This window comes from Microbacterium sp. RURRCA19A (assembly GCF_900156455.1).
Lineage (GTDB): Bacteria > Actinomycetota > Actinomycetes > Actinomycetales > Microbacteriaceae > Microbacterium.
The window spans coordinates 574,127-598,109 of sequence record NZ_FTNQ01000002.1 but is presented as its reverse complement, the minus strand read 5'-3'; the positions used below and the strand labels follow the sequence as shown (position 1 = coordinate 598,109).

The 23,983-nt window shown below is 70.2% G+C and carries 25 protein-coding genes; 8 read left to right on the top strand and 17 right to left on the bottom strand.

The genetic code is table 11. From position 1 onward, the window contains the following. Positions 1-17: 17 nt before the first annotated feature. The 9 genes from BW982_RS10740 to pcaH all read right to left on the bottom strand — a co-directional run bounded on the left by BW982_RS10740 (position 18) and on the right by pcaH (position 9,115). Positions 18-1,070, bottom strand: a complete 1,053-nt coding sequence (locus tag BW982_RS10740; RefSeq protein WP_076493080.1) for a Fic family protein — start codon at positions 1,068-1,070, stop codon at positions 18-20. Positions 1,071-1,182: 112 nt separating this feature from the next. Next, entirely contained in the window at positions 1,183-2,658 is a 1,476-nt protein-coding gene (locus tag BW982_RS10735; protein ID WP_076493078.1) for a C-glycoside deglycosidase beta subunit domain-containing protein, read from the bottom strand. Positions 2,659-2,668: 10 nt separating this feature from the next. Then, entirely contained in the window at positions 2,669-3,970 is a 1,302-nt protein-coding gene (locus tag BW982_RS10730) for a C-glycoside deglycosidase beta subunit domain-containing protein (RefSeq protein ID WP_076493077.1), read from the bottom strand. 279 nt (positions 3,971-4,249) lie between these two features. Next, entirely contained in the window at positions 4,250-4,672 is a 423-nt protein-coding gene (locus tag BW982_RS10725; protein ID WP_139327413.1) for a hypothetical protein, read from the bottom strand. 509 nt (positions 4,673-5,181) lie between these two features. Further along, positions 5,182-5,562 (bottom strand): 4-carboxymuconolactone decarboxylase, encoded by a 381-nt coding sequence (gene pcaC, locus BW982_RS10720; RefSeq protein WP_076493074.1) that lies wholly within the window; start codon positions 5,560-5,562, stop codon positions 5,182-5,184. Next, the gene (locus tag BW982_RS10715; RefSeq protein WP_076493072.1) at positions 5,562-6,344 is read right to left on the bottom strand and encodes an alpha/beta fold hydrolase; all 783 of its coding nucleotides are present in this window, start codon (positions 6,342-6,344) and stop codon (positions 5,562-5,564) included. The genes pcaC and BW982_RS10715 overlap by 1 nt, the downstream gene beginning before the upstream one ends. Next, positions 6,341-7,753 carry a lyase family protein gene (locus tag BW982_RS10710; RefSeq protein ID WP_076493071.1) on the bottom strand — a complete coding sequence of 471 codons (1,413 nt, stop codon included), beginning with the start codon at positions 7,751-7,753 and terminating at the stop codon, positions 6,341-6,343. Before BW982_RS10710 ends, BW982_RS10715 begins: the two co-directional genes overlap by 4 nt. Next, a complete protein-coding gene (gene pcaG, locus BW982_RS10705) occupies positions 7,743-8,303 on the bottom strand; it encodes a protocatechuate 3,4-dioxygenase subunit alpha (RefSeq protein ID WP_076493069.1) in 561 nt (186 codons plus the stop codon). The genes BW982_RS10710 and pcaG overlap by 11 nt, the downstream gene beginning before the upstream one ends. Next, the gene (gene pcaH, locus BW982_RS10700; RefSeq protein ID WP_139327412.1) at positions 8,303-9,115 is read right to left on the bottom strand and encodes a protocatechuate 3,4-dioxygenase subunit beta; all 813 of its coding nucleotides are present in this window, start codon (positions 9,113-9,115) and stop codon (positions 8,303-8,305) included. Before pcaH ends, pcaG begins: the two co-directional genes overlap by 1 nt. A gap of 91 nt (positions 9,116-9,206) precedes the next feature. Here pcaH and BW982_RS10695 point away from each other — a divergent pair, with 91 nt between their 5' ends. Together BW982_RS10695 and BW982_RS10690 are read left to right on the top strand one after the other, a co-directional pair. Beyond that, positions 9,207-9,959: an IclR family transcriptional regulator gene (locus BW982_RS10695; protein ID WP_076493066.1), complete on the top strand. Its 753-nt coding sequence runs from the start codon at positions 9,207-9,209 to the stop codon at positions 9,957-9,959. 296 nt (positions 9,960-10,255) lie between these two features. Beyond that, on the top strand, positions 10,256-11,434 hold the full coding sequence (locus tag BW982_RS10690; protein ID WP_076493687.1) for a 4-hydroxybenzoate 3-monooxygenase: 1,179 nt from the start codon (positions 10,256-10,258) through the stop codon (positions 11,432-11,434). Between the two features lie 13 nt (positions 11,435-11,447). Here BW982_RS10690 and BW982_RS10685 read toward each other — a convergent pair whose 3' ends face one another. From BW982_RS10685 to BW982_RS10660, 6 genes are all read right to left on the bottom strand, one after another. Continuing rightward, entirely contained in the window at positions 11,448-12,944 is a 1,497-nt protein-coding gene (locus tag BW982_RS10685; RefSeq protein ID WP_076493065.1) for an amino acid permease, read from the bottom strand. 53 nt (positions 12,945-12,997) lie between these two features. Next, positions 12,998-13,996, bottom strand: a complete 999-nt coding sequence (gene corA, locus BW982_RS10680; protein ID WP_076493063.1) for a magnesium/cobalt transporter CorA — start codon at positions 13,994-13,996, stop codon at positions 12,998-13,000. A 73-nt stretch (positions 13,997-14,069) separates the two neighbouring features. Then, complete coding sequence (locus tag BW982_RS10675; protein ID WP_076493062.1) at positions 14,070-14,939, bottom strand: EamA family transporter; 870 nt, start codon at positions 14,937-14,939, stop codon at positions 14,070-14,072. 19 nt (positions 14,940-14,958) lie between these two features. Next, positions 14,959-16,227, bottom strand: coding sequence for a serine hydrolase domain-containing protein (locus BW982_RS10670; protein ID WP_076493685.1), 1,269 nt, complete (start codon positions 16,225-16,227; stop codon positions 14,959-14,961). Between the two features lie 186 nt (positions 16,228-16,413). Beyond that, positions 16,414-17,772, bottom strand: coding sequence for an ATP-dependent DNA helicase (locus BW982_RS10665; protein WP_076493060.1), 1,359 nt, complete (start codon positions 17,770-17,772; stop codon positions 16,414-16,416). 56 nt (positions 17,773-17,828) lie between these two features. After that, the gene (locus tag BW982_RS10660; RefSeq protein WP_076493059.1) at positions 17,829-18,365 is read right to left on the bottom strand and encodes a MarR family winged helix-turn-helix transcriptional regulator; all 537 of its coding nucleotides are present in this window, start codon (positions 18,363-18,365) and stop codon (positions 17,829-17,831) included. A 151-nt stretch (positions 18,366-18,516) separates the two neighbouring features. Here BW982_RS10660 and BW982_RS10655 point away from each other — a divergent pair, with 151 nt between their 5' ends. From BW982_RS10655 to BW982_RS10635, 5 genes are read left to right on the top strand one after another with little or no spacing between them, the layout of a single operon-like run. Then, entirely contained in the window at positions 18,517-19,098 is a 582-nt protein-coding gene (locus tag BW982_RS10655; RefSeq protein WP_076493057.1) for an NADPH-dependent FMN reductase, read from the top strand. Positions 19,099-19,117: 19 nt separating this feature from the next. Continuing rightward, positions 19,118-19,483 carry a DoxX family protein gene (locus BW982_RS10650; RefSeq protein ID WP_076493056.1) on the top strand — a complete coding sequence of 122 codons (366 nt, stop codon included), beginning with the start codon at positions 19,118-19,120 and terminating at the stop codon, positions 19,481-19,483. A 39-nt stretch (positions 19,484-19,522) separates the two neighbouring features. After that, positions 19,523-19,741, top strand: coding sequence for an LLM class flavin-dependent oxidoreductase (locus tag BW982_RS10645; protein WP_076493054.1), 219 nt, complete (start codon positions 19,523-19,525; stop codon positions 19,739-19,741). A 14-nt stretch (positions 19,742-19,755) separates the two neighbouring features. Then, positions 19,756-20,313, top strand: a complete 558-nt coding sequence (locus BW982_RS10640) for an LLM class flavin-dependent oxidoreductase (protein ID WP_076493052.1) — start codon at positions 19,756-19,758, stop codon at positions 20,311-20,313. A 4-nt stretch (positions 20,314-20,317) separates the two neighbouring features. Next, positions 20,318-21,397 carry a hypothetical protein gene (locus BW982_RS10635; protein ID WP_076493050.1) on the top strand — a complete coding sequence of 360 codons (1,080 nt, stop codon included), beginning with the start codon at positions 20,318-20,320 and terminating at the stop codon, positions 21,395-21,397. Between the two features lie 39 nt (positions 21,398-21,436). Here the strand turns inward: BW982_RS10635 and BW982_RS10630 are convergent, their stop codons facing one another. Continuing rightward, positions 21,437-21,868 carry a MerR family transcriptional regulator gene (locus BW982_RS10630; RefSeq protein WP_076493048.1) on the bottom strand — a complete coding sequence of 144 codons (432 nt, stop codon included), beginning with the start codon at positions 21,866-21,868 and terminating at the stop codon, positions 21,437-21,439. Positions 21,869-21,919: 51 nt separating this feature from the next. On the opposite strand from BW982_RS10630, the gene BW982_RS10625 reads away from it, so the two are divergent. Beyond that, positions 21,920-22,756, top strand: a complete 837-nt coding sequence (locus BW982_RS10625) for an NAD(P)/FAD-dependent oxidoreductase (protein ID WP_076493046.1) — start codon at positions 21,920-21,922, stop codon at positions 22,754-22,756. 1 nt (position 22,757) lies between these two features. On the opposite strand, the gene BW982_RS10620 is transcribed toward BW982_RS10625, so the two are convergent. Next, the gene (locus BW982_RS10620) at positions 22,758-23,888 is read right to left on the bottom strand and encodes a serine hydrolase domain-containing protein (protein ID WP_076493044.1); all 1,131 of its coding nucleotides are present in this window, start codon (positions 23,886-23,888) and stop codon (positions 22,758-22,760) included. Positions 23,889-23,983 lie beyond the last annotated feature (95 nt).

The window sequence follows — 23,983 nt, the reverse complement described above, 5'->3', positions numbered from 1 at the left end:
CAGGGCTGCTCGACGGGTCACCCGCCGATTCGAGTCCAGGTGGCGGAGCGTCCGGCGCCGTCCGATTGCACGCTCCCCGCGACTCGGAGCTGGTCGAGAGCGAGACGGATCGTCTGATCGCTGACGCCCGGCAAGGCCGCGCGGATGTCCGCCATGCGGAAGGTCGGGGCGGCATGGTTGGTGACGTAGTCGCGGACGCGGTCCTGCTTGCTCCCCGTCGACCGGCTCGCGGCGGTGATCGCGGCAAACTGTTCGTAGGAGTCGCGCACGACGATGACGAAGTAGCGCAGCCATGGCCAAGGGTCGTGCTCACCGGTGTGCCAGCCGTGGGTCGAGGCCAACAGGCCGGCGTAATAGGCATCGGCAGTCCGGGCGATGCGGTCCTCGAGCGAGACGTAGCGCGTGACGTCGTAGCCCGCATCCTGGAGGAGGGCGTTCGTGAGGGCTCTCGTGATGCGCCCGTTGCCATCTCCGAACGGGTGAATGGTGAGCAGATCGAGAACGAACAGGCCGATGAGCAGTATCGGATGATGCCGGTCGGCATCGATCGCGCCGCGGTACCGCGCGATCAGCTCTTCGAGGTAGGACGGTGTCTCGGTCGGCGCGACGGGGGTGAAACGGGTGGTCGTGCTGCCGTCCGCGTGGCGGTCGATGACGAGGTTCTCCGTGGTCTTGAGCACCCCGCCCGGCATGTCCGTGTACCGGAACAGCAGCCGGTGGAGGTGCAGGAGGAGGCCGATGTTCAGCGGCCGCCAGGACTCCTGGTACAGGTAGTCGAGCGCTTCCCGGTAGCCGGCGAGCTCCTGCTCGCTGCGGTCACGCAAACCGGTGACCTCACCGCCGAGAATGGCGTCCGCTCTCGCTCGGTCCGACACCACGACGCCTTCTATCGCGGACGATGCTTCGATGCTGGCCACGCGGGCACGCTCCGCGAGGGAGGTGAGGAGAGCAGGGAGCTTGTCACGATAGAGCGCTTCACTCCCCCGGCCGGTGTCGACCGCTCGGAGCGAGGCGACGACGTCGAAGGGCACGGATCCGATGAAACGGTCGAGGTCGACGAACGATCTCATCCTGCTCCTCAATCTACTAAATTTACTAACTTCAATCCCACATTAGGACATTTAGTAGATTCTTGAGAGGATCGCGCCGCTGCGACAAGGACTACGCGGCGCGTAGTGCCGGTCAACCCACCGGCACCGCCCGCATCGAGGCGCGGATGAGGTCGTGCTGGCGCCGCACGAGCAGCAGCGGGTCGACCTCGCCCAGCTCGGCGAAGGCGTGGCCCTCCCACTCGCTCGACCAGAAGCCGCGGTAGCCGCCCTCGACGAACACGCGCACGAGCTCGGGGTAGTCGATCGCGGGTTCCTGGCCCTGGTCGTCGATGTCGTAGAACTTCGCGTGCACGTGCAGGATCTGCGGCATGATGTCGGCCCACTCGCGCGGGTCGACGTGTCCGTGCATGTTGAAAGCGAGGTGCGCGAACGATCCCAGGCGCCCGGGATCGAAGTCACGACCGCGGAGGTAGCCGAGGAACTCCTGCTGGCGCGCCTGCATCGTGGCATCCGTCGCCCAGATGTCCTGGAGTCGCTGGACCGCCTCGTCGTCGAGGCCCGCGCGGCGGACGGCCCGCAGCAGCGTCGGCGACATCGCGTGCATCGTCGAGGAGAAGTCGGCGACGAAGCCGAGCAGCGGCGAGTCGAGTTCGGCGTAGGTCTCTCGCACGCGCAGGATCGGTTCGGCGTTCGGGCCCATGGGCGCATGGATCTCGTACGCGAGCTTCAGCTCGAGGTCCTCGGCGATCGGCAGGAGCCGACGCAGCAGGTCGGGTTTGGCCGACTGGATGCGCACGAGCGGGAACCCGAGCTTCTTCGCCCCCTCGAACATGAGCTTCGAGAACGCGAACTCCTCGTCGGGCGTCATGTCGCGGTCGCGCCGGCGACCCATGTCGAGGTTGGCCCCGAACGAGCTCTCCACGAAGCCGTGCCGGTCGAACGCCGCACGCCAGGTCCGCACGAAGTCGTCGCCGACGACGGGGTAGGTGGGGACCATCTGGGATGCCACGATCTCGATGCCCGGGCCGATCCCCAGCTCCGCGACCCGGTCGAGCAGGCCGTCGAAGTCGAAGTATCCGGCGCGGAACTCCGCGCTCGCGGAGTAGAGCGTGAGCCCGAGCTGGAACGGGTCCTCCTCGGCCGCGGGCGGCGGGGGCGTGACGTCCGACACGAGCGCCGGGATCTCGGCATCCGCGTCGACGACCGTCAGCGTCTTCACGTCGTGCACGACGTTCGGCACGTACATCCCGGGTCCGCCGTCCTGCCCCGGCGCGATCTGCATGTACGGCAGGCGCAGCTCGCCGTGCAGCACGACGTCGTGGGTCTCGCCGAGGGCGACGGGCGCGGGGCGCCGGGCGATGAGCAGCGGATGCTCCTGCAGGAACCACAGCCGCTCGCTCTGCTCGGGCAGCTCGTCGAGGCGGAACGCGGTGTCACCGAACTCGACGCGGAGGTCGTCGGCATCCACCTGTTTCCCGTCGACGGTGAGGGCGAGCGTCGTCACCGACGACAGCCACAGACTGCGGTACCAGGGGATCGTGAGGCGCAGCGCGAGCCCGTCCGGGTGCGGGCGGAGGCTGTCGTCGTGGATCAGTCCGTTGGGCATGTCGTGGTCCTTAGATGCGGTCGGCGATCTGGCGGATGAGCGAGTGCTGCCGACGCACCTGCTCGATCGAGCGCCAGGGTTCGCGCTCGCCCTCGTACTCGCTCGAGAGGTACCCGGTGTAGCCGGCGTCCTTCAGCGCGCGGAGCACGGGCTCCCAGGGGATCTGCTTGTCGTCGAGCTCCTCGTCGATGTCGTGGAACTTCGCCTGGATGAAGACGACGTTCTCGATCACGTCGAACACGTCGGCGGGGTCGACGTGGATGCCGTCGAGGAACGCCGGGCGCTGGCCCGGCAGCTCGCCGGGCTTCAGCGGGATCGGGCGATCCTGGAAGATCCCGGTGTCCAGCAGCAGTCCGAAGTGCTTCGTGCCGGTGCGACGGATGAGCGCGATGTAGTCGTCGACGACCTCGTGCTTGATGGGGGTCGGCGAGTGGATCTCGGGGCAGATGATGACGTCGAGCTCTTCGGCGAGAGGGAGGGAGGCCTCGACGGCCTCGGTCCAGATCGGGTGCGGGATGAGGTCGCTGGAGACGACTCCGATCTTGGGCCGCACGAACCGGAAGCCGAGGCGCTTCGCGAGGCGCAGGTCACGCTGCAGGGCGGCCGCGCCCTCCTCGACCGTCATGTCGCGGGCGTTCGGGCCGCTGGAGTGCAGGCGCGTGTCGATCCACGATCCGTAGTTCGTCGGCTCCAGGCCATACTTCCGCAGCAGCGCGAACCACTGGTCGACCCACTCGTCGGACGGGTTCGGGTAGTTCGGGATGTGCGCCTCGCCGAGGATCTCGATCCCCGTCGCGCCGAGGTCGGCGATCGAGGCCATCGCGGTCTCGAGGTCCATGACGGTGCCGAAGTCGCTCATGTAGCTGTACAGCGAGACGCCGTATCGGAACGGAGCTCCGGATGCCTCGGGCGCGAGCGTCACGTGCTTCGTGACGCGGTAGGTGCTCGGCTGGTGCTCCTGCGGGATGTACGACATGCGCAGGCGCAGCTCGATCGAGAGCTCGTGCACGCCGTCGGGGAGGCCACCGGCCAGCGGCACCGTGATGACCGCGGCATCCTCGAGGGGCCAGCGCACCCCGTCGCCGTCCCACAGCTCGGCGAGCGTGTACTGCGTCCCCTGCAGCGTCCACAGCGGCACGTCGGGGGCGACGTCCACGAGCCCGGGGATGCGTACGCCGATCCCGTCGATGAGGGAGGCGGCCATGCCGCGGTACGACGGCATCCGGACGCGGAACTGGAAGCCGGTGATCTCGTCGCCCTCTCGGACGTTGCGGAATCCGACGGACTGGATGAGGTCTCTTTCGAGAAGCATCGTCGCTCACTCTCTGTGGTGTGCTTTCGACGCTACCCGCTTATGCCTCATTCAGACATAAGCGTTCCTGATCCCCCGCATCAGGCCGTGTGAGTCGCCTGCCGCGGCGCCTCGCGCTGTACGCAGAGGCCGTCAACCGCACGTCAGGCGGGGATGCCTTGGCAACGTCGAGCCGCCGTCGGGCGCGCGATCAGAGCATCAGCACGGGCCCCATCACAGATGCGTGACCCCTGACGGGCGTCACCGCGGTTGTCGCAATCTCACCTGGAGTTGCACGCCTTAGACCTGAGCGAAGTGGATTTCCTTAGGCGCCGGGATGAAAGGGCGATCGTCCTCGAGCTGAGCAGGCAGACGAACCCCATTGGGCTTGAGGGCGAGGTACTCCAAGAACATGCCAACCGTTGCATCCGCACTAGGACGAGAGCCATCCGTCGCCAGGTCTTCGGCGTCCGAAGCGCCAATGGCGCAGGAAGCGTCGATAAATGCGAGCATGCGAACCGTCGCACCGTCAGATACGAACACATTTGCGTAGCCGCCGACGTTCCGCACACGCCGGAGAAGCACTGGCAGATCTTCGCCGACCAGAGCGGCAACAACAGGATGCTTGCCGTCGTTGTCAACAACGGGCAGATCTTCGTGGGAGAGCTCTCCCAGAGCGAGATTGAAGTTGATCGAGTTCCGGAACTTATCGAGTTCAGACATGGCAGCCATGGTCACGACCTCCTGTCTCGAATCATAACGGCAACATCTGACACGACGCTGTTAGCCAGCGCGTAAGCATTTTCGACATCATCAATCGAATCAAGCCTCAGAATCGGCTCGTGCCGGTCAAGATCACCCGGTGGGTGAAGATGACAACGCCCGCCCCGACAGTCGACACGAGCACGCTCTACCCAGCTATCTGGTTGGTCCCACCGGCCCGACTCGACCCGCATGACAAAGTCGACCAACCTACCCCCGTGGCGCCATATCCATATCGATACTCGAACTGTCGCACTATCGTCGACAGCTTGATGCCACTCCTTCTGGTCGCACTCGGCGCGGTCGGGTGGCTCAAAATCGCCCTCTTCCCGGCTGAGCTCCGCATCGAGCGCCCGCCTGGCGTCCGCGAGCGCCTTCCGGCGCTGTTTCGGACCCTGTTGCGACATGAGCGACAGCCTATGAGAATCACCGGCGGAGTGCCCTCAACGGAAGACAGGCTAAATGACCGCTCACGCGTCTTCGGCGAACACCTCGGACGCGATGCGGAACGCGGTGTTCGCGGCGGGGACGCCGGAGTAGATCGCGGACTGCAGGATGACCTCGCGGATCTCGTCGATCGTCAGGCCGTTGCGGATCGCCGCGCGCAGGTGCATCGCCAGCTCCTCGTGGTGGCCGTGGGCGATCAGCGACGACAGCACGGCGACCGAGCGCGAACGGCGGTCCAGCCCGGGCCGTGACCACACGTCGCCCCAGGCCACGCGCGTGATGAAGTCCTGCCAGTCGGCGGTGAGGTCGGTCGCGGCGGCCGTCGCACGGTCCACGTGCGCGTCCGACAGCACCTCGCGCCGCACGGTCATGCCCTGGTCGTAGCGTTCCTGGTCGGTGGCCATCAGGCGTCCTCTCCCGAGACGGATGCGAAGAACTCGCGCAGCAGCGCGGCGACGGCCTCGGGCTGCTCGGCGGGCGGCAGGTGGCCGGCGTCGTCGATGCGCACCGCGCGCCCTCGCGCGACGCCGCCGGCGATCTCGACGGCCTTCTCCTCGGGCGCGACGGCGTCGAACCGCCCCCACGCGGCGAGCACCGGCACGTCGATCCGTCCGAGCGAGGAGCGCACGTCGTACGCCGCGAGCGCTTCGCAGCAGCGGGCGTAGCTCTCGTCGTCGGCGTCCTGCAGCACGTGCAGCAGGACGCCGCTGAGCTCGGGACGCCGGGCCATCGAGTCGGGCGCGAACCACCGCTGCGCCGAGCCGATGATGAGGCTGGAGGTGCTCTGCGTGCGCGCCTGCGCGGCGCGGGCGGTCCACGACTCCGGGTCGCCGAGCTTCGCCCCGGATGCCACGATCGCGGCGGCCCGCAGCCGGGGGCCGTGGCGCAGCGCCAGCTCGAGGCCGGTCGCCCCGCCGAGCGAGACCCCGGCGTAGAGGAACGTCTCGTCGGGGACGGCCGCGGCGACGGCGTCGGCGAGGTCGGCGACCGTGAACGGGCCGGTCGCCACCGGACCCGCGCCGTGCCCGGGGAGGTCCCACGCCGCGACGCGGTAGTCGCCGGCCAGCAGCGGGACGACGTCCTCCCACAGGATCGTCGAGGTGCCGAGCGACGGCCCCAGCACGACGAGCGGCGCGTCGGCGGGACCGACGGGCGCCGTCAGCGAGATCAGCGAAACCGCACTCATTCGTCCACCCCGTATCCGTTGGCATCCGATCCCGTGCGGTCTCGGCGATCGGGTGCGGTCTCGGCGCCGTCCCCGGCCCCCGCGCCGGCGCCGGCCCCGCCCCGGGCCAGGCGCGGCGCGAGCCCGACGTACGCCGCGGGGTCGAGCAGGGCGTCGAGGTCGAGGTCGCGGGTCTCCGGAAGCGCGCGCAGCGCGTCCCCGAGGTCGCCGTCGCCGCCGATGAGCGCCGCGAAGCGGTCCGCGCCGATCAGCGGCACGAGGATCCCCCGCAGACGTTCGCTGACGATCCGGCCGCCGGTGAGCGCGAGGTTCCGGGCCACGGCATCCGTGTCCACGCGCAGGTGCGCCGCGAGCGACGACGCGTGCCACGACGCCCCCAGCGCGAGACGCAGCAGTTCGCGGAGCGTCGGCCACTCGGCGTGCCAGGCGCCGTCGGGGCGCTCGTCGACCGCGAGAGCGGATGCCAGGTGCAGCGTCGCGGCCAGCTGCGGCGCGCGAAGAGCAGCGGAACGGATGAGCACCGCCTCGGCCGGGTTCTGCTTCTGCGGCATCGCGGACGAGCCGCCGCCGGTTCCCTCGGACACTTCCGCGATCTCGGTGCGACTGAGGGTCGCGACGTCGGCGGCGAACGCGCCGAGCGCGTCGATCGCCTGTGCCAGTGCGTCGCCCAGCTCGGTCACCGGCCAGCGCGTGACGTGCCACGGCGCGTCGGGCACGTCGAGCCCCGCCGCCTCGGCGTAGGCCGCGGGCAGGGCGGCAGCGGCATCCACCGATCCCGTGATCTCGACGAACGACGCCAGCGTGCCGGCCGCCCCGCCGAGCTGCGCGGGGAAGGCCAGCGCGTCGAGCCGGTCGACCGCGCGACGGATGCCGCGCTCCCACGCCGCGGCCCGGGCACCGACCGTCGTCGGCACGGCGTGCTGCGTCAGAGTGCGGGCCGCGGCGACGGTGTCGGCGTGGGCCTCGGCGAGCGCGCGCAGCCACTGGGCGGCGTGCGTGAGCGACGCGCGCATCTGCGCGACTGCGGCGCGGGCGACGATCATCGTGGCGGTGTCCAGGATGTCCTGGCTGGTCGCACCTCGGTGAATCCAGTTGGCGTGCTCCGCGGGCACCTCGGCCTTCAGCGCGCCGACGAGCGGGATGACCGGATTGCCGCCGGCGACCGCCGCCGCGGCGAGCGCGTCGAGGTCGAGTCGCAGCGAAGGACGCCCGTACTTCTCATCCAGGCCGAACGCATGGTCGACAGCGACGGTCGCCTCGCGCGGTGCGATCCCCCGCGCCGCGTAGGCCGCGACGAGCGCGCACTCCGCGCGCACGAGCGCGTCGAGATACGCCCGATCCGAGACGAGGCTGTCGTGACCGACGGTCGCCGGCGAGAGGAGACCGGCGTCGAGGGGGTCAGAAGGCAAGGAAGACCGTCTCCTTCTCGCCCTGCAACCGGATGTCGTGATGGAGGTGTCCGTCGGGCGTTCGCGTCGCCACGAGGCTAGCGCGCTCCTCCGCGTCGAGCGAGGACAGCAGCGGGTCGGCCGCGAGCGCCGCGTCGTCGCCGGGCACGTAGATACGCGTGTGCAGCTTGTTCGGCAGGCCGCGCGCGAACACGATCGCCGCGTAGAACGCCGCCGAGCCACGGATGCCGCCGGGCTCGCGCGTCCAGAACTCGAAATGCCCCTCGTCGTTCGTGAACGCGCGGCCGAAGCCGGTGAACGTGTGGTCGTCGCGGCGGAACGCGCCGCGCGCGCGGGGCACCGAGCCGTCGGCATCCGCCCCGAAGATCTCCACCAGCGCGTCGGGGATCGGGGCGCCCGCCCCGTCGTACACCGTGCCGCCGAGCACGATCGCGCCGGGCGAGTGCGGGAAGGCGACCTCGTGCTGCTTCGGGAACTCCAGGCCGTACGCGAAGAACGGCCCGACCGTCTGACCGGGGGTGGGGCGGTGGGTCTTGGCGGGGGTGCTCATCACTCGTCGCCCTCCTGCTCGAAGTACGTCTGGTCGGGGCCGTCGACGACGATGTCGAAGCGGTAGCCGGTCGCCCACTCGGGCGAGGTGAGGTCGTGGTCGTAGACGCCGACGAGGGCGTCCCGGTCCTTCTGCCGGTGGATGCTGTTGTAGATCGGATCGAGCGCGAACAGCGGGTCGCCGGGGAAGTACATCTGCGTCACGAGACGCTGCGTGAACGACGTGCCGAACACCGAGAAATGGATGTGGGCGGGACGCCAGGCGTTCCGGTGGTTCTTCCACGGGTACGGACCCGGCTTGATCGTCGTGAACGCGTACTCGCCCGCGTCGTTCGTGACCGCGCGACCGGCACCGGTGAAGTTGGGGTCGAGCGGGGCGGGGTGCTGGTCGCGCTGGTGGATGTAGCGCCCGGCGGAGTTGGCCTGCCAGATCTCGATGAGCTGGTTCGCGAGCGGCCGCCCCCACGAGTCGAGCAGGCGGCCCCGCACCGTCATGCGCTCGCCGAGCGGCTCTCCGGCGTGCTGCAGCGTGAGGTCGGACTCGATCGCGGCGACGTCGCGCTGGCCGAACGCCGGCGAGAACAGCTCGATGGTCTCGGGGTCGACGAGCTTCGGGTTCTTCGTGGGATGGCGGAGCACGCTCGACCGGTACGCGGGGAAGTCGTAGGCGGTCGCGGGCACCGTCTCGCCCGCGGCCTCGCGGGCGTCGAGGGCGGCGTGCGCGGCCTGGATCTCGCGGGTGATCTCGGCCTGCGTCGCCTGATCCGGGGCGGCGAGGAGCGATTCAGGGGCGGCGGCGGGGGTGCGGGACATCGGGTCTCCTTCGACCGGTCCATGTTCCGGCATGCCCCGATTCGTGCGCCAGTGCGTTCCCGCTGAATGGGAGTCGTGGCATCCTCAGTCCATGGCCAACTCCCCCTCGGGCGACTCGGTGACCGACCGCCTGGTACGCATCCTCGAGACGTTCACGCCCACGCGCACCGCGCAGACGACCGCGGAGATCGGCCGCCGCGCCGACCTGCCGAGCTCGTCCGCGCACCGCATCGTGAACGAACTGGTGGATGCCGGCCTCCTCGAACGCGACGAGGAGCGACGCGTTCGGGTGGGCATGCGCCTGTGGGAGCTGGCGACCCGCTCCTCGCACGCGCTGCGGTTGCGCCAGGCCGCCCTGCCGTTCATGGAGCGCGTGCAGGTGCGCGTGCGCGAGCACACGCAGCTGGCGATCCTCGAGCAGGACGAGGCCCTGTTCCTCGAGCGCCTGAGCGCACCCGGCTCGGGGGCGAACGTCACCCGCGTCGCGGGGCGCCTACCCCTGCACGCCTCGTCGTCGGGCCTGGTGCTGCTGGCGTTCGCGCCGCACGATTTGCAGGAGCGAGTCCTCGCCGGCCCGCTCGCGGCCGTCACTCCCGCGACGATCGTCGACCCGGCCGCGCTGCGGCGCACGCTCGCGGAGATCCGCAGCCTCGGCCGCGTCATCGCGCCCGGCTACGTCGACGAGGTGTCCACGGGTGTCGCGGTGCCGGTGCGCGATGAGACGGGCGCCGTGATCGCGGCGCTCTCAGTGGTGCTGCCGCGCGACGCCGAGACGCAGTTCGCCCTCGGCGAGCTGCACCGCGCCGCCCGCGACACCGAGCGCGCCCTCGGCTACCGCCGCTGAGCCCCCTCCTCCCCTCGCCCCGACGTTTCGTTGACTTCGGGGAAACGTACGCGGGCGTCGCGTCCCGGCGTACGTTTCTGCCAAGTCAACATCTCCCGCGCCGCGCGCCCAGGCCCCACCCCGCCCCGCCCCGCTCTCGCTGACTTTGGCCTTATGTACGCGCGGGGGCCTCCCCGACGAACGGTTCCCCGAAGTCATCGGGGCGGATGCCGCATGGCATCCCGTTCAATGAGAGAGGGGCGGTGGAGGGTCGCGTCGGCGGGCAGCATGACGACAGCACCGTCGAAGGAGACGCCATGACCCCCACCGTCCGCACCCGTGTCGCGATCGTCGGCGCCGGCCCCGCCGGGCTCCTCCTCTCGCACCTCCTGGATGCCGTCGGCATCCCCTCGGTCGTCATCGACCAGCGCTCGCGCGACGAGATCGAGAGCACGATCCGCGCCGGCATCCTGGAGCAGGGCACGGTCGAGCTTCTCGACACCCTCGGCGACGCGTCGCGCGTGCGCACCGTGGGGAACCGCCACGACGGCATCGAGTTGCGTTTCGCCGGCGAGGGGCACCGCATCGACTTCCCGTCGCTCGTCGGCCGCGCGGTATGGCTGTACCCGCAGCACGAGGTGCTGAAAGACCTCATCGCCGCGCGCCTCGCCGCCGGGCAGGACCTGCGGTTCGGCGTCACCGCGGAGAGCGTCCAGGATGCCGAGACCGACCGCCCGCGCGTCATCGCGCGGGACGCCGACGGGCAGCCGTTCGAGATCGAGGCGGAGTTCGTCGTCGGATCCGACGGGTCGCGCAGCGTCGCCCGCGCCGCGGTGACGGGCTCGAGCACCGGCGGCTACTTCCGCGAGTACCCGTTCGCGTGGTTCGGCATCCTGTGCGAGGCGCCGCCGAGCTCGGACGAGCTGATCTACAGCAACTCCCCCGACGGCTTCGCGCTCATCAGCCAGCGGTCGGCGAGCGTGCAGCGGATGTACTTCCAGTGCGACCCCGAGACCGACACCGCGGCGTACTCGGAGGCGCAGCTGTGGGACGAGCTGCAGAAGCGCGTGCCGGGAACGACGCTGAAGGAAGGGCCGATCTTCCAACGCGACGTGCTGCGGTTCCGGAGCTTCGTCGCGCACGAACTGCTCCGCGGCCGGGTCGCGCTCGTCGGCGACGCCGCCCACACCGTGCCGCCCACCGGCGCGAAGGGCATGAATCTCGCGATCGCCGACGTACGGCTGCTGGCCGACGCGCTGGGCGCGCTGCTCCTCGACGGCGACGCGCGCCCGCTCGAGACGTACCCCGAGCGGGCGCTGCACCGCATCTGGAAGGCGCAGCACTTCTCGTGGTGGATGACGAGCCTGCTGCACGTCGCCCCGGATGCCACCGACTTCGACCGCCGCCGCCAGCTCGGCGAGCTGCGCTCGGTGGTGGAGTCGGACCACGGCCGCGCGTACCTGGCCGAGGCGTACACCGGCTGGCCGCAGTCCTGAGCGCGACTGCGGCCTACTCCTTCGAGAACGGGGAGGGGACCACCGGCACCGAACCCGTGTAGCCCTCGCGCTCCTCGGCGAGCTCCGCGATGCGCTTGCGGCACGCGAACCACCCGATCACGATGCAGATGGATGCCACCAGCGCGACGAGCGCGGTCGCGGGCGAGTCCACGAACACCAGCACGAGCACGATCGCCAGGAACGCCAGCGTCAGATACCCCGTGTACGGAGCCCAGAACAGCCGGAATTTCGGGCGCTCCAGCTCGCCGCGGTCGGTGAGGCGCTGGAACTTCATCTGGCAGAGCATGATGGTCGCCCACGTGACCAGGATGCCGACGGCGGCGACGTTCAGGACGGTCTCGAACGCGTCGCTGGGAGCCACGAAATTGATGACGACGCCGAAGAGGGCCACGAACGCGGTGATCGCGATGCCGCCGTACGGCACACCCGCCTTGTTCATGCGGGCCGCGAACTTGGGCGCCGAGCCGGCGACCGCCATCGACCGCAGGATGCGCCCCGTGGAGTAGAGCCCCGCGTTCAGCGACGACAGCGCGGCGGTCAGCACGACGAGGTTCATGATGACGTCGACGCCCGGCACGCCGATCGACGCGAAGAATGTGACGAACGGGCTCTCGTCCTTCGAGTAGGCCGTGAACGGCAGCAGCAGCGAGAGCAGCAGCACCGAGCCGACGTAGAACACCGCGACGCGGATGATGACCGAGTTGATCGCGCGCGGCATGACCTTCTCGGGGTTCTTCGTCTCGCCGGCGGCCGTGCCGATCAGTTCGATCGAGGCGTACGCGAACACGACGCCCTGCATGAGGATGATCGCGGGCAGGATGCCGTTGGGGAAGAAGCCGCCGTTGTCGGCGATGAGCGAGAACCCGACGGGGGCTCCGGTGGGCGTGCCGAAGACGACGAAGTAGATGCCCACCAGCAGGAACGCCACCAGGGCCGTGACCTTGATGAGGGCGAACCAGAACTCCAGCTCGCCGAAGACCTTCACCGACACGAGGTTGACGGCGAGCACGGTGACCAGGGCGGCGAGCGCCCACACCCACTGCGGCACGGCGCCGATCCACGGAACGTACTTGCCGAAGAAGTTCATGTACAGCGCGGCCGCGGTGATGTCGACCATCGTCGTCGTGGCCCAGTTGATCCAGTAGAACCAGCCGGACACGAACGCGGCCTTCTCGCCGAAGAACTCGCGCGCGTACGAGACGAACGAGCCCGAGGTGGGGCGGTGCAGCACCAGCTCGCCGAGCGCGCGGAGGATGAAGAACGCGAAGAGCCCGCAGACGGCGTAGGACAGCACGATCGCCGGACCCGCCTGTGCGAGGCGGCCACCGGCGCCGAGGAACAGACCGGTGCCGATCGCGCCGCCGATCGCGATCATCTGCACCTGACGCGAACTCAATCGCTTGTGGTATCCCTCGTCCTCGAGGTGCACGGTCGAGGTGGTGATCGGCTCGGCAGCGCCGCCCGAGCCCGAAGGAGTGGTGTCAGTCACCCGTCCATCATCGGCACCCCGGCCCGCTCCGAGGCGAAGCGCGCCGTGCGTTCTCAGAGCCAGTGCTTGCGTTTGAAGGTCAGCCACAGCCCGAAGGACGTCGCCGCCATCAATGCCAGGGCCATCGGGTAGCCCAGAGTCCAGTCGAGTTCGGGCATGTTCTTGAAGTTCATGCCGTAGATCGCGCCCACCAGCGACGGGCCGAAGAGGATCGCCGCCCAGCCCGAGATCTTCTTGACCTGTTCGTTCTGCTCGAGCGACGTCTCGGTCTGCCGCTGCGTGACGAGAGTGGCGTTGACGGTGAGGGCGTTGTCGAGGATCGCTCGGAGGGATGCCAGCTTGTCGCACTGGCGCAGGACGTGGTCGAGGACATCGCGGAGCGACCGCTGCAGCTCGATCTCGACCCCGTACTTGTCGGCCCCGCGCAGCAGCGCCTGCAGCATGTCGCGCAACGGCTCGGTCGCCCGCTGGAAGTGGATCACCTCGCGTGCGAGCTCGTAGATGCGCTGCGTCAGCTCGGCGTCGCCGGCGCCGAAGAGCTGGTCCTCGATCTCGTCGACGTCGTTCTGCAGCCCCGCCGCGACGGGGTCGTACTGGTCGACGACCTCGTCGAGGATGGCGTACAGCACCGCCTCCGGACCCCGCGCGAGCAGCTCCGGCTGCCCCTCGAGACGCCGGCGCACCCGCGAGAGGTCGGGCACCTCCGCCTGCCGCACCGTGACGACGTAGTCGGAGCCGACGAAGACGTGCAGCTCACCGAAGTCCACCGTCTCGGTCGCATCGTCGTAGCGCGCCGGTCGCAGGACGGCGAAGAGATTGTCGCCGTAGCGTTCGAGCTTGGACCGCTGGTGCCCGGCGAGGGCGTCCTCGACCGCCAGCGGGTGCAGCGAGAATTCGGCCGCGACGCGCTCGAGCTCCTCGGGAGACGGGCGCAGCAGACCGATCCAGGCCATGCCGCCGTGGGCCTCCATGTACTCGAACGTCTGGTCCAGGCTCGACGGGTTCTCGATGCGGTGGCCGTCGACGTACACGGCGCTGTCGATGATGGGCATGCGTCCGTTCTACCTCCCGAAGATGGACGGCGGATGCCGCTGGCGCGGGGCGCCGCGACCTGGCATCCGTTCCTCAGCCGACGGGTTCGACGGCAGGGCGCCGGGATGCCGCGGTCACGGCGCCGATGCTCGCCGCGATGACGAGGGCGATACCCGCGATCTCGAGCCACGACAGGTGCTGACCGAGCAGGAGGAAGCCCGCGAGCGACGCCGTCGCGGGGCCGAGACTCATCATGATCGCGAAGGCGGATGCCGGGAGGCGCCGCAACGCGATGAGCTCGAGCGCGTAGGGAACGGTCGACGACAGCAGGGCGACCGCCGCCCCCAGTGCCAGGATGCCCGGCTGGAGCAGCACGGCGCCGGCCTGCGCGATCCCGAAGGGCAGGGCGATCACGGCGCCGACCGTCATGGCCAGCGCGAGACCGTCCAGCCGCGGGAACTCCCGCCCGACCCGCGCCGAGGCGAGGATGTACAGCGCCCAACTCACGGCTGCGGCCAGGGCGAACACGACGCCGAGCGCGTCGAGACGGTCCCACCCGCCCGCGCCGAGTGCGACGACGCCCGCGAGCGCGAGACCGGCCCACAGCCACCGAGCGAGGCCCGTCGCGGTGAGGATCGAGAGCGTGAGGGGCCCCAGCACCTCGATCGTGACGGTGACGCCGAGCGGAAGTCGCTGCAGGGCGAGGTAGAACAGCCCGTTCATGGATGCCAGCACCACACCGAACCACACGACCGAACGCCACGCGCCCGCCGTGTGCCCGCGCAGCCGGGGCCGCGCGATCGCGAGCAGCAGCAGGGCCGAGAAGACCAGACGAAGCATGACGATGCCGAGCGGCCCGGTGTCCGGGAACAGCATGACCGCGAACGAGGCCCCGACCTCCTGGCAGGCGAGACCGACGAGGACCAGCGCCGCCGCGGATCCGCGACCCGTGCGCGCGGTCATCGCGCGACCACGCGGCGGATCACTGCGCGGGAGGGCAGATGGCGATGGTGCCGAGGTTGTCGCGCATCTGCTGGGCCGTCCACGGCAGGCCCGCCTCGGGCACCGTGCGGCCTTCGGCGGCGGGGGCCTTCGACGCGATCGCCGCGAGCTCCCACGCGAGCCACGCACCGGCGTTCTCGTTCGCTCCCGAGTTGTTCAGCACCACGGCGACCGACATGCCCGTCGAGGGGTCGGCGAACGCGCCCACGATGTAGCCGGGGACGGAGCCGAACTGCCCGATGAGCGAACCGGCCTGGTACGCGGCGCCGGTGGCGGTGAACCAGGTCGGGGCGTCGCCGCTCACGGGCAACGGGGAGGCGAAGCGGTTGTTGTCCTGCGGCAGCAGCGCACCGGTGGCGAGGGCCTGCGCGTAGCGGCCGAGGTCGGTGATGTCGGTCACGATCCCCGAGTCGCCCACACCGAAGCTCGCCGAGGTGACGGTGTAGTCGCCGGGGTCGGTGCAGTTCCACGCACCGTCGGCCCCCGGCCGCGACCAGTAGCCGTTGAGCGGATCGTCGGAGGGCGCCGCGGCTGCGGCCCCCGGCAGCGAGGTCGCGTCGAGTCCGAGCGGGCGCGCGACGCGCTCGGCGATCAACTGGGAGAGCGACTCGCCCGTGGCGCGTTCGACGGCCATGCCCGCGAGGAGGTAGTTCGTGTCGGCGTTGGCGTACGCCGCGCCCGGAGCGTTCTGACGGGGGCTGGCGATGCCGTACGCCATGAGCTCACGGGCGTTCCAGGCTCGGTCGGGATTGCTCAGCACCTGGTTCGAGAGGTACGACTGGTAGCCGCCGAGACCCGAGGTTCCGTTGCACAGCTGGCCGAGGGTGATGTCGTCGAACCCGGGGAGGCCGCTCACCCACTTCGTCACGGGGTCGTCGAGCGAGAGCGTGCCGTCGGCGGCGAGCTCGTAGACGATGTCGCACGTCATCGCGCGCGTCACGTCGGCCGCGCGGAAGCCCATGTCGGCGGTGACCTCGGCTCCGCCCGGGCCCTGAGTACCGAGACCCGAGACCCACGAACCGCTCCACGGCGCCCAGACCCCCACGATCGCGCCGGTCGAGCCGGTGATCGCCATCGCCGAGGTCACGGCATCCCGGAGCTGCGTGACGGTGTCGTCGGGGAGCGCCCCCTGCGCCTGCTCGGGAACGTCGACGGGCACCGACGTGTCGGGCGTGCACCCTGTCAGGGTGACGGCGATGATGCTGGCTCCCGCGACCACGACGGCCACTGATCGGCGCCAACCCCGCATGTCCACCCCCGGATGATTCCGCGCACGACGAAGCGGCGCTCGAAGAATTCAAACACACGCCGAACACACGGAGCGTCGGCTTGCACCGTCGCGGAGTCACGTCTGCATCTCGATTGCCGGGACCCCGCCCCCTCCGCCGGCGCGCAGGCATCGCACCCGCGCGGCCGACCGTCAGGCCTGCGCCGCCTACTGCCGGCCGAGCCACGCCTGCTTCATGAACCGCCGGACGTCCTCGTCGACGCGGATGTCACTCGGGCGCAGCGGTCGGGAGAGGTACAGGCCGTCGAGCGAGGTCAGTCGGCTCAGGGCGACGTAGGTCTGTCCGGGCGCGAAGGCCCCGGCCCCGAGATCGACGACGGCGCGATCGTAGGTCTTGCCCTGCGACTTGTGGATCGTCACCGCCCACGCCAACCGGAGCGGGAACTGCGTGAACTCCGCCACGATCTCGCGCGAGAGGTTCTTCGTGCCGGGGTCGTAGGCGTAGCGGTATCGCTCCCAGACGGCGGGTTCGACGTCGTGCTCGATCCCGTCGACCTCGACGCGCACACTGTCGCCCGCGATCCGGGTGACCGTGCCGATCGTGCCGTTGACCCACCGCGAGGCCTCGCCGAACTGGGCCGAGTCGTTGCGGAGGAACATCACCTGCGCGCCGATCTTGAGCGTCAACGCCGGCTCGGCCGGGTAGTTCCCCTCACCGCGTCCGAAGTCGCCCGAGATCTCGGCGTTCGCCGTCTGCGTTCGGCCGACGAGTTCTTCGAGGTGCCGTCGGTTGATCTCGTTGACACGGTCGTTGCGGGTCGCCAGCGTGATGATCGGGTGCTCGCCGTCGGCGGGGTGTGGCGGAGTGCGCGCGCCGGCCGTGTTCAGGATGCCGGCCATCTCGGCCGTGACCCGCCCGTACCGCACCGCATTCAGCAACGTCTTGAAGCCCGGGTCGGACTGCCGGTGGATCTCGACGAGCTCGTTCACGTGCAGGTCAGCGCCGTGCCGACCGATGTCGATGAGGCCGTCGGTCGCCGCTTCACCCGACCACACCTTGGCGTCGAAGAACCAGAACGAGCGGTAGTGATCGCGGATGTAGCGCGCCTCGTCGCCCCGCGGCGGAACGGGCGCGAGCTGATAGGGATCGCCGAACATCACGATCTGCGTCCCCCCGAACGGCTCGGAGCGGCGACCGCGGGCCTGGCGGAGCGAGCGGTCGATGGCATCCATGAGGTCGGCGTTCACCATCGAGATCTCGTCGATCACGAGGGTGTCGATCGCGTTGAGGAGCTTGCGGGTCGCGTCGTTCTGGTCGATGTCGCCGTTCGCGATGAGCCCGATGGGCAGACGGAACAGCGAGTGGATCGTCTGTCCCTCGACGTTGAGGGCGGCGACGCCCGTCGGCGCGCACACCGCGATCTGCTTCTTCGTGTTGTACGCCAGGTGCTGCAGGAGCGTGGACTTGCCGGTGCCCGCGCGCCCGGTGACGAAGACGTGCTCGCGCGTGTCCTCGATCAGGCGGAACAGCGCCTGCTGCTCGGCCGAGAGAGGGGGCGTGGTCACCGGTTCATGCTAGTTCGCGCGGGATGCCGGGGCCGTGAGCGGGCGGAGCCTGTGGATCAGTCGCTGTCGCAGGCGGAGGCCTCCTCGCTGTCGCAGGCGGAGGCCTCCTCGCCGTCGCAGGCGGAGGCCTCCTCCGCGTCGACGGCGGCGACGTGGCGGGCGACGGCCTGGGCGATCTCGGCCAGAGAGTCCAGCTGCGCGTCGGTGAGAACCTCCACGAACCAGCGGCGCACCGCCGCGAAGTGCTCCGGGGTGGCCTCGCGGATGGCGCGTAGTCCCGCGTCGGTCAGGGCGACCTCGAAGCTGCGCGCGTCCGCCTCGGACCGCGTGCGGCTGATCGTCCCGCGCGACTCCATCCGCGTGAGCTGGTGGGAGAGCCTGCTGGGTTCCCACTGCAGCCTGCGGAGGAGGGCCTTGGAGTGGATGACACGGCCGGGCGATTCGACGACGGCGAGCAGCACGCTGTAGTCGGCCTCGGTGAGGCCGGACTGGGTCAGGAGGTCGCGGGAGACCCGGGCGACCAGCAGCGTGCGCATCTCGTTGAATCCGCGCCACGCTGCCTCTTCACGGGGATTCAGACGGTGTTTCGGCATGGACTGCTCCTCGGGCGACGCGCGTGCCCAGCGTAGCGGTGACGCGCGCGAACTCTTTTCGGATGAGCGGGGAATATTTGATACATCAACTTCCTTCGAGATGATGGACACATCAACTTCCGGCATCCGCCGGACCTCAGAAGGAGCCCCCATGACCATCAAGATCGGCGTCATCCTCGGCAGCACGCGCCCCGGCCGCAACGGCGAAGCAGTCGCGAACTGGGTGCTCGAGCACGCGGCCGCCCGCACCGAGGCGACCTATGAACTCGTCGACCTCAAGGACTACCCGCTGCCCCACCTCGACGAGCCCGTCTCGGCCTCGTTCGGCATCTACCAGCACGAGCACACCCGGCAGTGGGCCGCGAAGATCGCCGAGTTCGACGGCTACATCTTCGTCACCCCCGAGTACAACCACTCCACCTCGGGCGTGCTCAAGAACGCCATCGACTACCTCGCCAAGGAGTGGAACAACAAGGCGCTGGGCATCGTCAGCTACGGGGGCGCCGGCGGCGTCCGCGCCGCCGAGCACCTGCGTCTGATCGCCGGCGAACTGCAGCTCGCCGACGTGCGCCAGCAGGTGACGCTGTCGCTCATGACCGAGTTCGACTGGTCGCGCGGCCCCGAGAACGTCACCTTCACTCCGAGCGAGTACAGCCTCGGCAACCTGCAGACCCAGTTCGCCCAGGTCGAGGCGTGGGCCGCGGCTCTCGCCCCGCTCCGCGCCGCCGCGTGACACCGGAAAGAGAAGCATCATGATCATCGCCCTCTGGATCCTCAACGGCCTCCTCGCCCTCGCCTTCCTCGGCGCGGGGCTCATGAAGATCACTCGGCCCCGCACCGCTCTCGTCTCGTCCGGGATGGGATGGGCCGATGACTTCTCGGCCGGATCCGTCAAGGCCATCGGTGCCGTCGAAGCGATCGGCGCCATCGGCCTGATCCTCCCGCTCCTGACGGGCATCGCCCCCGTCCTGACGCCCCTGTCCGCGGTCGGCCTGCTGATCGTCATGGTCGGCGCCGTCGTGGTCCACGTGCGCCGCAAGGAGAACCCCGTCCCGCCCATCGTGCTCGCGGTGCTCAGCGCCGTCAGCGCGGTCCTCGGGTTCCTCGTGATCGCCTGACCCGATCACCGCATCCGTAGACGAGAGAGGAACGAGCTGATGCTCATCGGTCTGCAGACCTTCGCCGAGGTGCCCGTCCGCGACGGCGTACCGCAGTCCCACGGGGAGACCCTCCGTCAGACGGTGGAGGCCGCCGTCCTCGCCGAGCGCGTGGGACTGCACGCGTTCACGATCGGGGAACACCACCGAGTCGACTACCCGGTGCCGTCCCCCGAGATGCGCGGGTCTTCCCCCACTCGGACACCCCGGGAGGGCTGACGACCTGGGTCGGCGTGGGGGGCAACCCTCAGTCCGTCGTCCGCGCCGCGGCCTACGGCTTCAACCTGATGCTCGCCGGACTCGGCATGACGCCGCAGCGCATCGCGCAGTACATCGATCTGTTCGATCGCGCGCTCGAGCAGTTCGGGCACCCGCGGCCGCTCATCGGCCTCTCCCTCACGGGCCACCTCGCCGACACCGACCGCGAAGCCCGCGACCAGGCATGGGGTCCCTACTTCGAGCGGATGTCGAAGCTCAGCGTCGAACGCGGCTTCCCGGTGCCGACCCGCGCGAGCTTCGAGCAGTCGATCGACCACAGCCTGAATCTCATCGGGGCTGCCGACACCGTGCGTGAGCGGGTGGAGGATCTCGCGCGGACGCTCGAGATCGATCGGATCGACTTCGGCATGGACACCGGGGGACTGCCGCTCGAGGTCAAGCACCGCTCGATCGCGTTGCTCGGAACGGGCGTCGCGGCTCCGCTCGCCGGGGTGCCGGCCGACTCCATAGGCCGCACGACCGAGGCCGCAGCAACGCATTCCGCTCCCGTGCAGGTGGCCTTCCTAGACTGAGACCGTGAACAGCGCGGCGGGGGCACCGACGGCATCCGAGGATGTCGTCGCGCGCCCGCGCCACCTCGCGCGCGACCTCACGATCCTCGGCGTCGTCGGCGTCCTGCTCCTCGCCGCACTCGGGGCGGGGGCGGCGGCGGCCTACCGCGAGTTGTACAGCCCGCGCGCGTTCGTGCTGCACTACCTCGAGCTCCTGCAGGATCGGAACGCCGCCGAGGCTCTCGCCGTTCCCGGCGTCGCCGTCGACTCGACCGAGCTCCAGAACGCGGGGCTGCCCGCCACGGCATCCGATGCCCTCCTCCGCACCGACGCCCTGCAGACGATCACCACGGCGCACGTCACCGCCGAGACCGTCGTCGACGACGTCACCCGCGTCACCGTCGAGTACCGCGCCGGTTCCTACGATGGCCGCACGACGTTCGCGGTCCGTCAGGACGGCTGGATGGGCGTCGTGCCGCGCTGGCGATTCGACGTGAGTCCCCTCGCCGTCGTCGACCTCAGTGTGCGCGGATCGATGCGCTTCTCGGTCAACGGCTTCGACGTGGACAAACGCCAGGTCTCCGTCGACGGCGTGGATGCCGATCCCTCGGCGGCCGTGCCCCTGCTGGTGTTCTCGCCCGGGCTGTACTCGGTCGCGGTCGACACGCCGATCTCGGCCACCCCGGGTGTCGCGATCCTCGCCGACTCCCCGCTGACCGGCGTTCCCGTCGACGTGCAGGCCGAGCCCACGGAGGAGTTCGTCTCGGTGGTGCAGCAGCGCGTCGAGGATTTCCTCACGGGCTGCGCCGAGCAGAAGGTCCTGCAGCCCACGGGATGTCCGTTCGGATTCACGGTCCGCAATCGGATCGACGGCGCGCCGACCTGGACGATCGTCGAGCAGCCGACGGTCTCGGTCGTCCCCGACGGGGCCGGCTGGCGCATCCCGTCGGCGAAGGCTACGGCGCACATCGAGGTCGACATCCGCTCGATCTTCGACGGGTCCGTCCGTACCGTGGAGGACGACGTGCCCTTCACCGTGGACGGGCAGATCTCGGTGCAGCCCGACGGGTCGGCATCCATCTCGATCGGCGGAAGCCTGGACTGACCGGGCTCCGCCTCAGCGACCCTTCGCCGCGGGGCGTGCTCAGGACGGCGGCTCGGTGTTGACGACGCGCCAGCGCGCGGTGCCCTCGAGGACGTCCTCGACGTGGCTGCGGAAACGCGGGCACTGCGTGATGTCGTGCGAGCGACACCGGAGGGCGTGCGCGGTCATCGCCCGCGCCTGCGCGATCTCGTCGGCGCGGCGGTCGAGCTCGGCCACGTGCTCCTCGAGCACGCGATGCCGATCGGGGGCGTCCTCGTCGAGGAGCACACGGATCTGGTCGAGGGACATCCCCGCGGCCTTGTTGCGGAGGATCACCGCGATCCGCACCAGATCGGCATCCGCGTACCGGCGTCGATCGGCGTCGTCGCGCGCGGGGTGCAAGAGCCCGGCATCCTCCCAGTGCCGGAGCACGTGGGTGTCCAGCCCGAACCGCGCCGCCGCGTCGCCGATGCTCTCGCCACTTGACTTCATGTCGACATGAAGTCACACCATGGTCGCGAACGCAAACGGAAGGAGCCCGTCATGTACGAGGCCATCATCATCGGCGGCGGCCCGGCAGGGCTCCAGGCCGCGCTCACCCTGGGCCGCATGCATCGGCGCACCGTGCTGCTGGACTCCGGCGAGTACCGCAACGCCACGGTCGCCCACGCGCACAACCTCCTCGGCCACGACGGCGAGTCCCCCGCCGACCTGCGCCGCCGCGGCCGCGCCGAGCTCGCGGCCTACGCGTCGGTGGAGGTGCGGGATGCCACCGCCACCGCGGTCGCGGCCGACCCCCACGGCGTGCGGGTGGAGGTCGCGGGCGAGACACTGCGCGCCGGGCATCTCGTACTCGCGACGGGCCTCGCCGACGAGCTCCCGCCCGTTCCGGGACTCGCGGAGCACTGGGGGGATCTCGTCGCGAACTGCCCGTTCTGCCACGGGCACGAGTTCGCAGGACGCCCCGTCGCGATCCTGAACGCCTCCCCGCACGCGCAGATGCTCCGGGGCATGCTGGCGCCCGTGGCATCCGAGGTGTTCGTGCTCGATCCCGCGCGGGTGACGCGCGTGGAAACAGCGGACGACGGGCTGCGCCTCGTGCTCGACGACGCCTCGACGCTCTCCGTCGCCGGAGCATTCATCGGCCCCGCGCCCCGTCAGCGGGCACCGTTCGCCGAGGACCTCGGCCTGGCGCTGCAGGAGTCGGGGGCCGTCCGGGTCGACCCGTTCGGGCGCACGAGCGTGGAGCGGGTGTTCGCCGTCGGCGACATGGCGCACGCCGACCACTTCCCCGGCCCCATGGCCACCCTCGCCGCCGCGATCGCGGCGGGTCAGCTGGCGGCCGTCGCCATCGTGCAGACCCTCGCCGCGCCCCGCTGAGTCAGCGTGGCCGCCGCGCTCGTCCGACGGCCACGCGCGCGAGGCTCGAGAGCTCGATCGCGCGAGCGTCGACCCCGCCGGGAATCGTCATCCGCGTGGGGATGTAGCCGAACGAAAGTCCGTGCGCCGGGTCGGCGAAGGCGATCGCCCCACCCGCACCGTCGTGACCGTAGGCGCGGAAGCTCCCGAACGGCATGTCCGCGTGGGGCTTCATGAAGACGACGCCGAAACTCAGCGGGATGTCGAGCACGAGATCCCGGCCGCGCACGTGCATCTGCCCCATGTCGGCGAACGTGTCCGGCGGGGCGATCGGATCACCGATGTACCCGAGGGTCGCCGCGTACAGCCGGGCGAGCCCGCGCGCGGATCCGACCCCGCCCGCCGCCGCCGTCCCCCGGCGACGGACCGCCGGGGTGTGCGGACCGAACCCGTTCAGGAGCGCATCGCCCGCCTGGCCGACCGGGCCGAAGGAGGCCGCGAAGAGGTTGTCGCGCGGGCCCGGATCGGGGGCATCGCCCACGAGCGCCGGTCGCGGGTCGACGTAGCGCGCGGCCTGAGAGTCGGGCAGGCCGAGATAGAAGTCGATGTCACGCGGAGATCGGATGCGGTCGTCATAGACCGCCTGCAGCTCCTGCCCGGTGATCCGGCGCACCAGCTCCTCCATCAGGATGCCGATCGTGATGCCGTGATACCCGAATCCGCTCCCCGGTCGCCAGAGGGGCCGCTGTCGGGCGAGGCGCTCAGCTCCCGTGCGCGAGTCGAGCGCGTCCTCGGGCCGGATTCCGTCGTCGGTCGCGGGCAGGCCCGCTTGATGCGACAACAGCTCGCGGACCGTGATGTCGGCCTTCCCCGCCGCGGCGAACTCCGGCCAGTAGTGCGCGACGGGACGGTCGAGCTGGAGCTCGCGCTCCCCGAGGAGCAGAGCGATCACGGTGCCCGCCACGCCCTTGGTCACCGAATACACGCCGGTGATGGCATCCGCACCCGGCCCGCAGGTCAGGTCGACCACGACCTCGTCGCCGACGAGGACGCACACCTGCGCACCGTAGTCCGGGTCGGCGGAGGACCACTCCGCGAGACGCTCGCTCACGGACGCGAAATCGGGATGGATCCGCCCCTGGACCGAGTTCACGGCATCCTCCTCGATGACGCCCCCACCGCCCCGGTGGCGGGCATGTCGAGACTAGCGGGCGCGACGCATTCCGCTTCCCGGTCTCCGTCGACGGC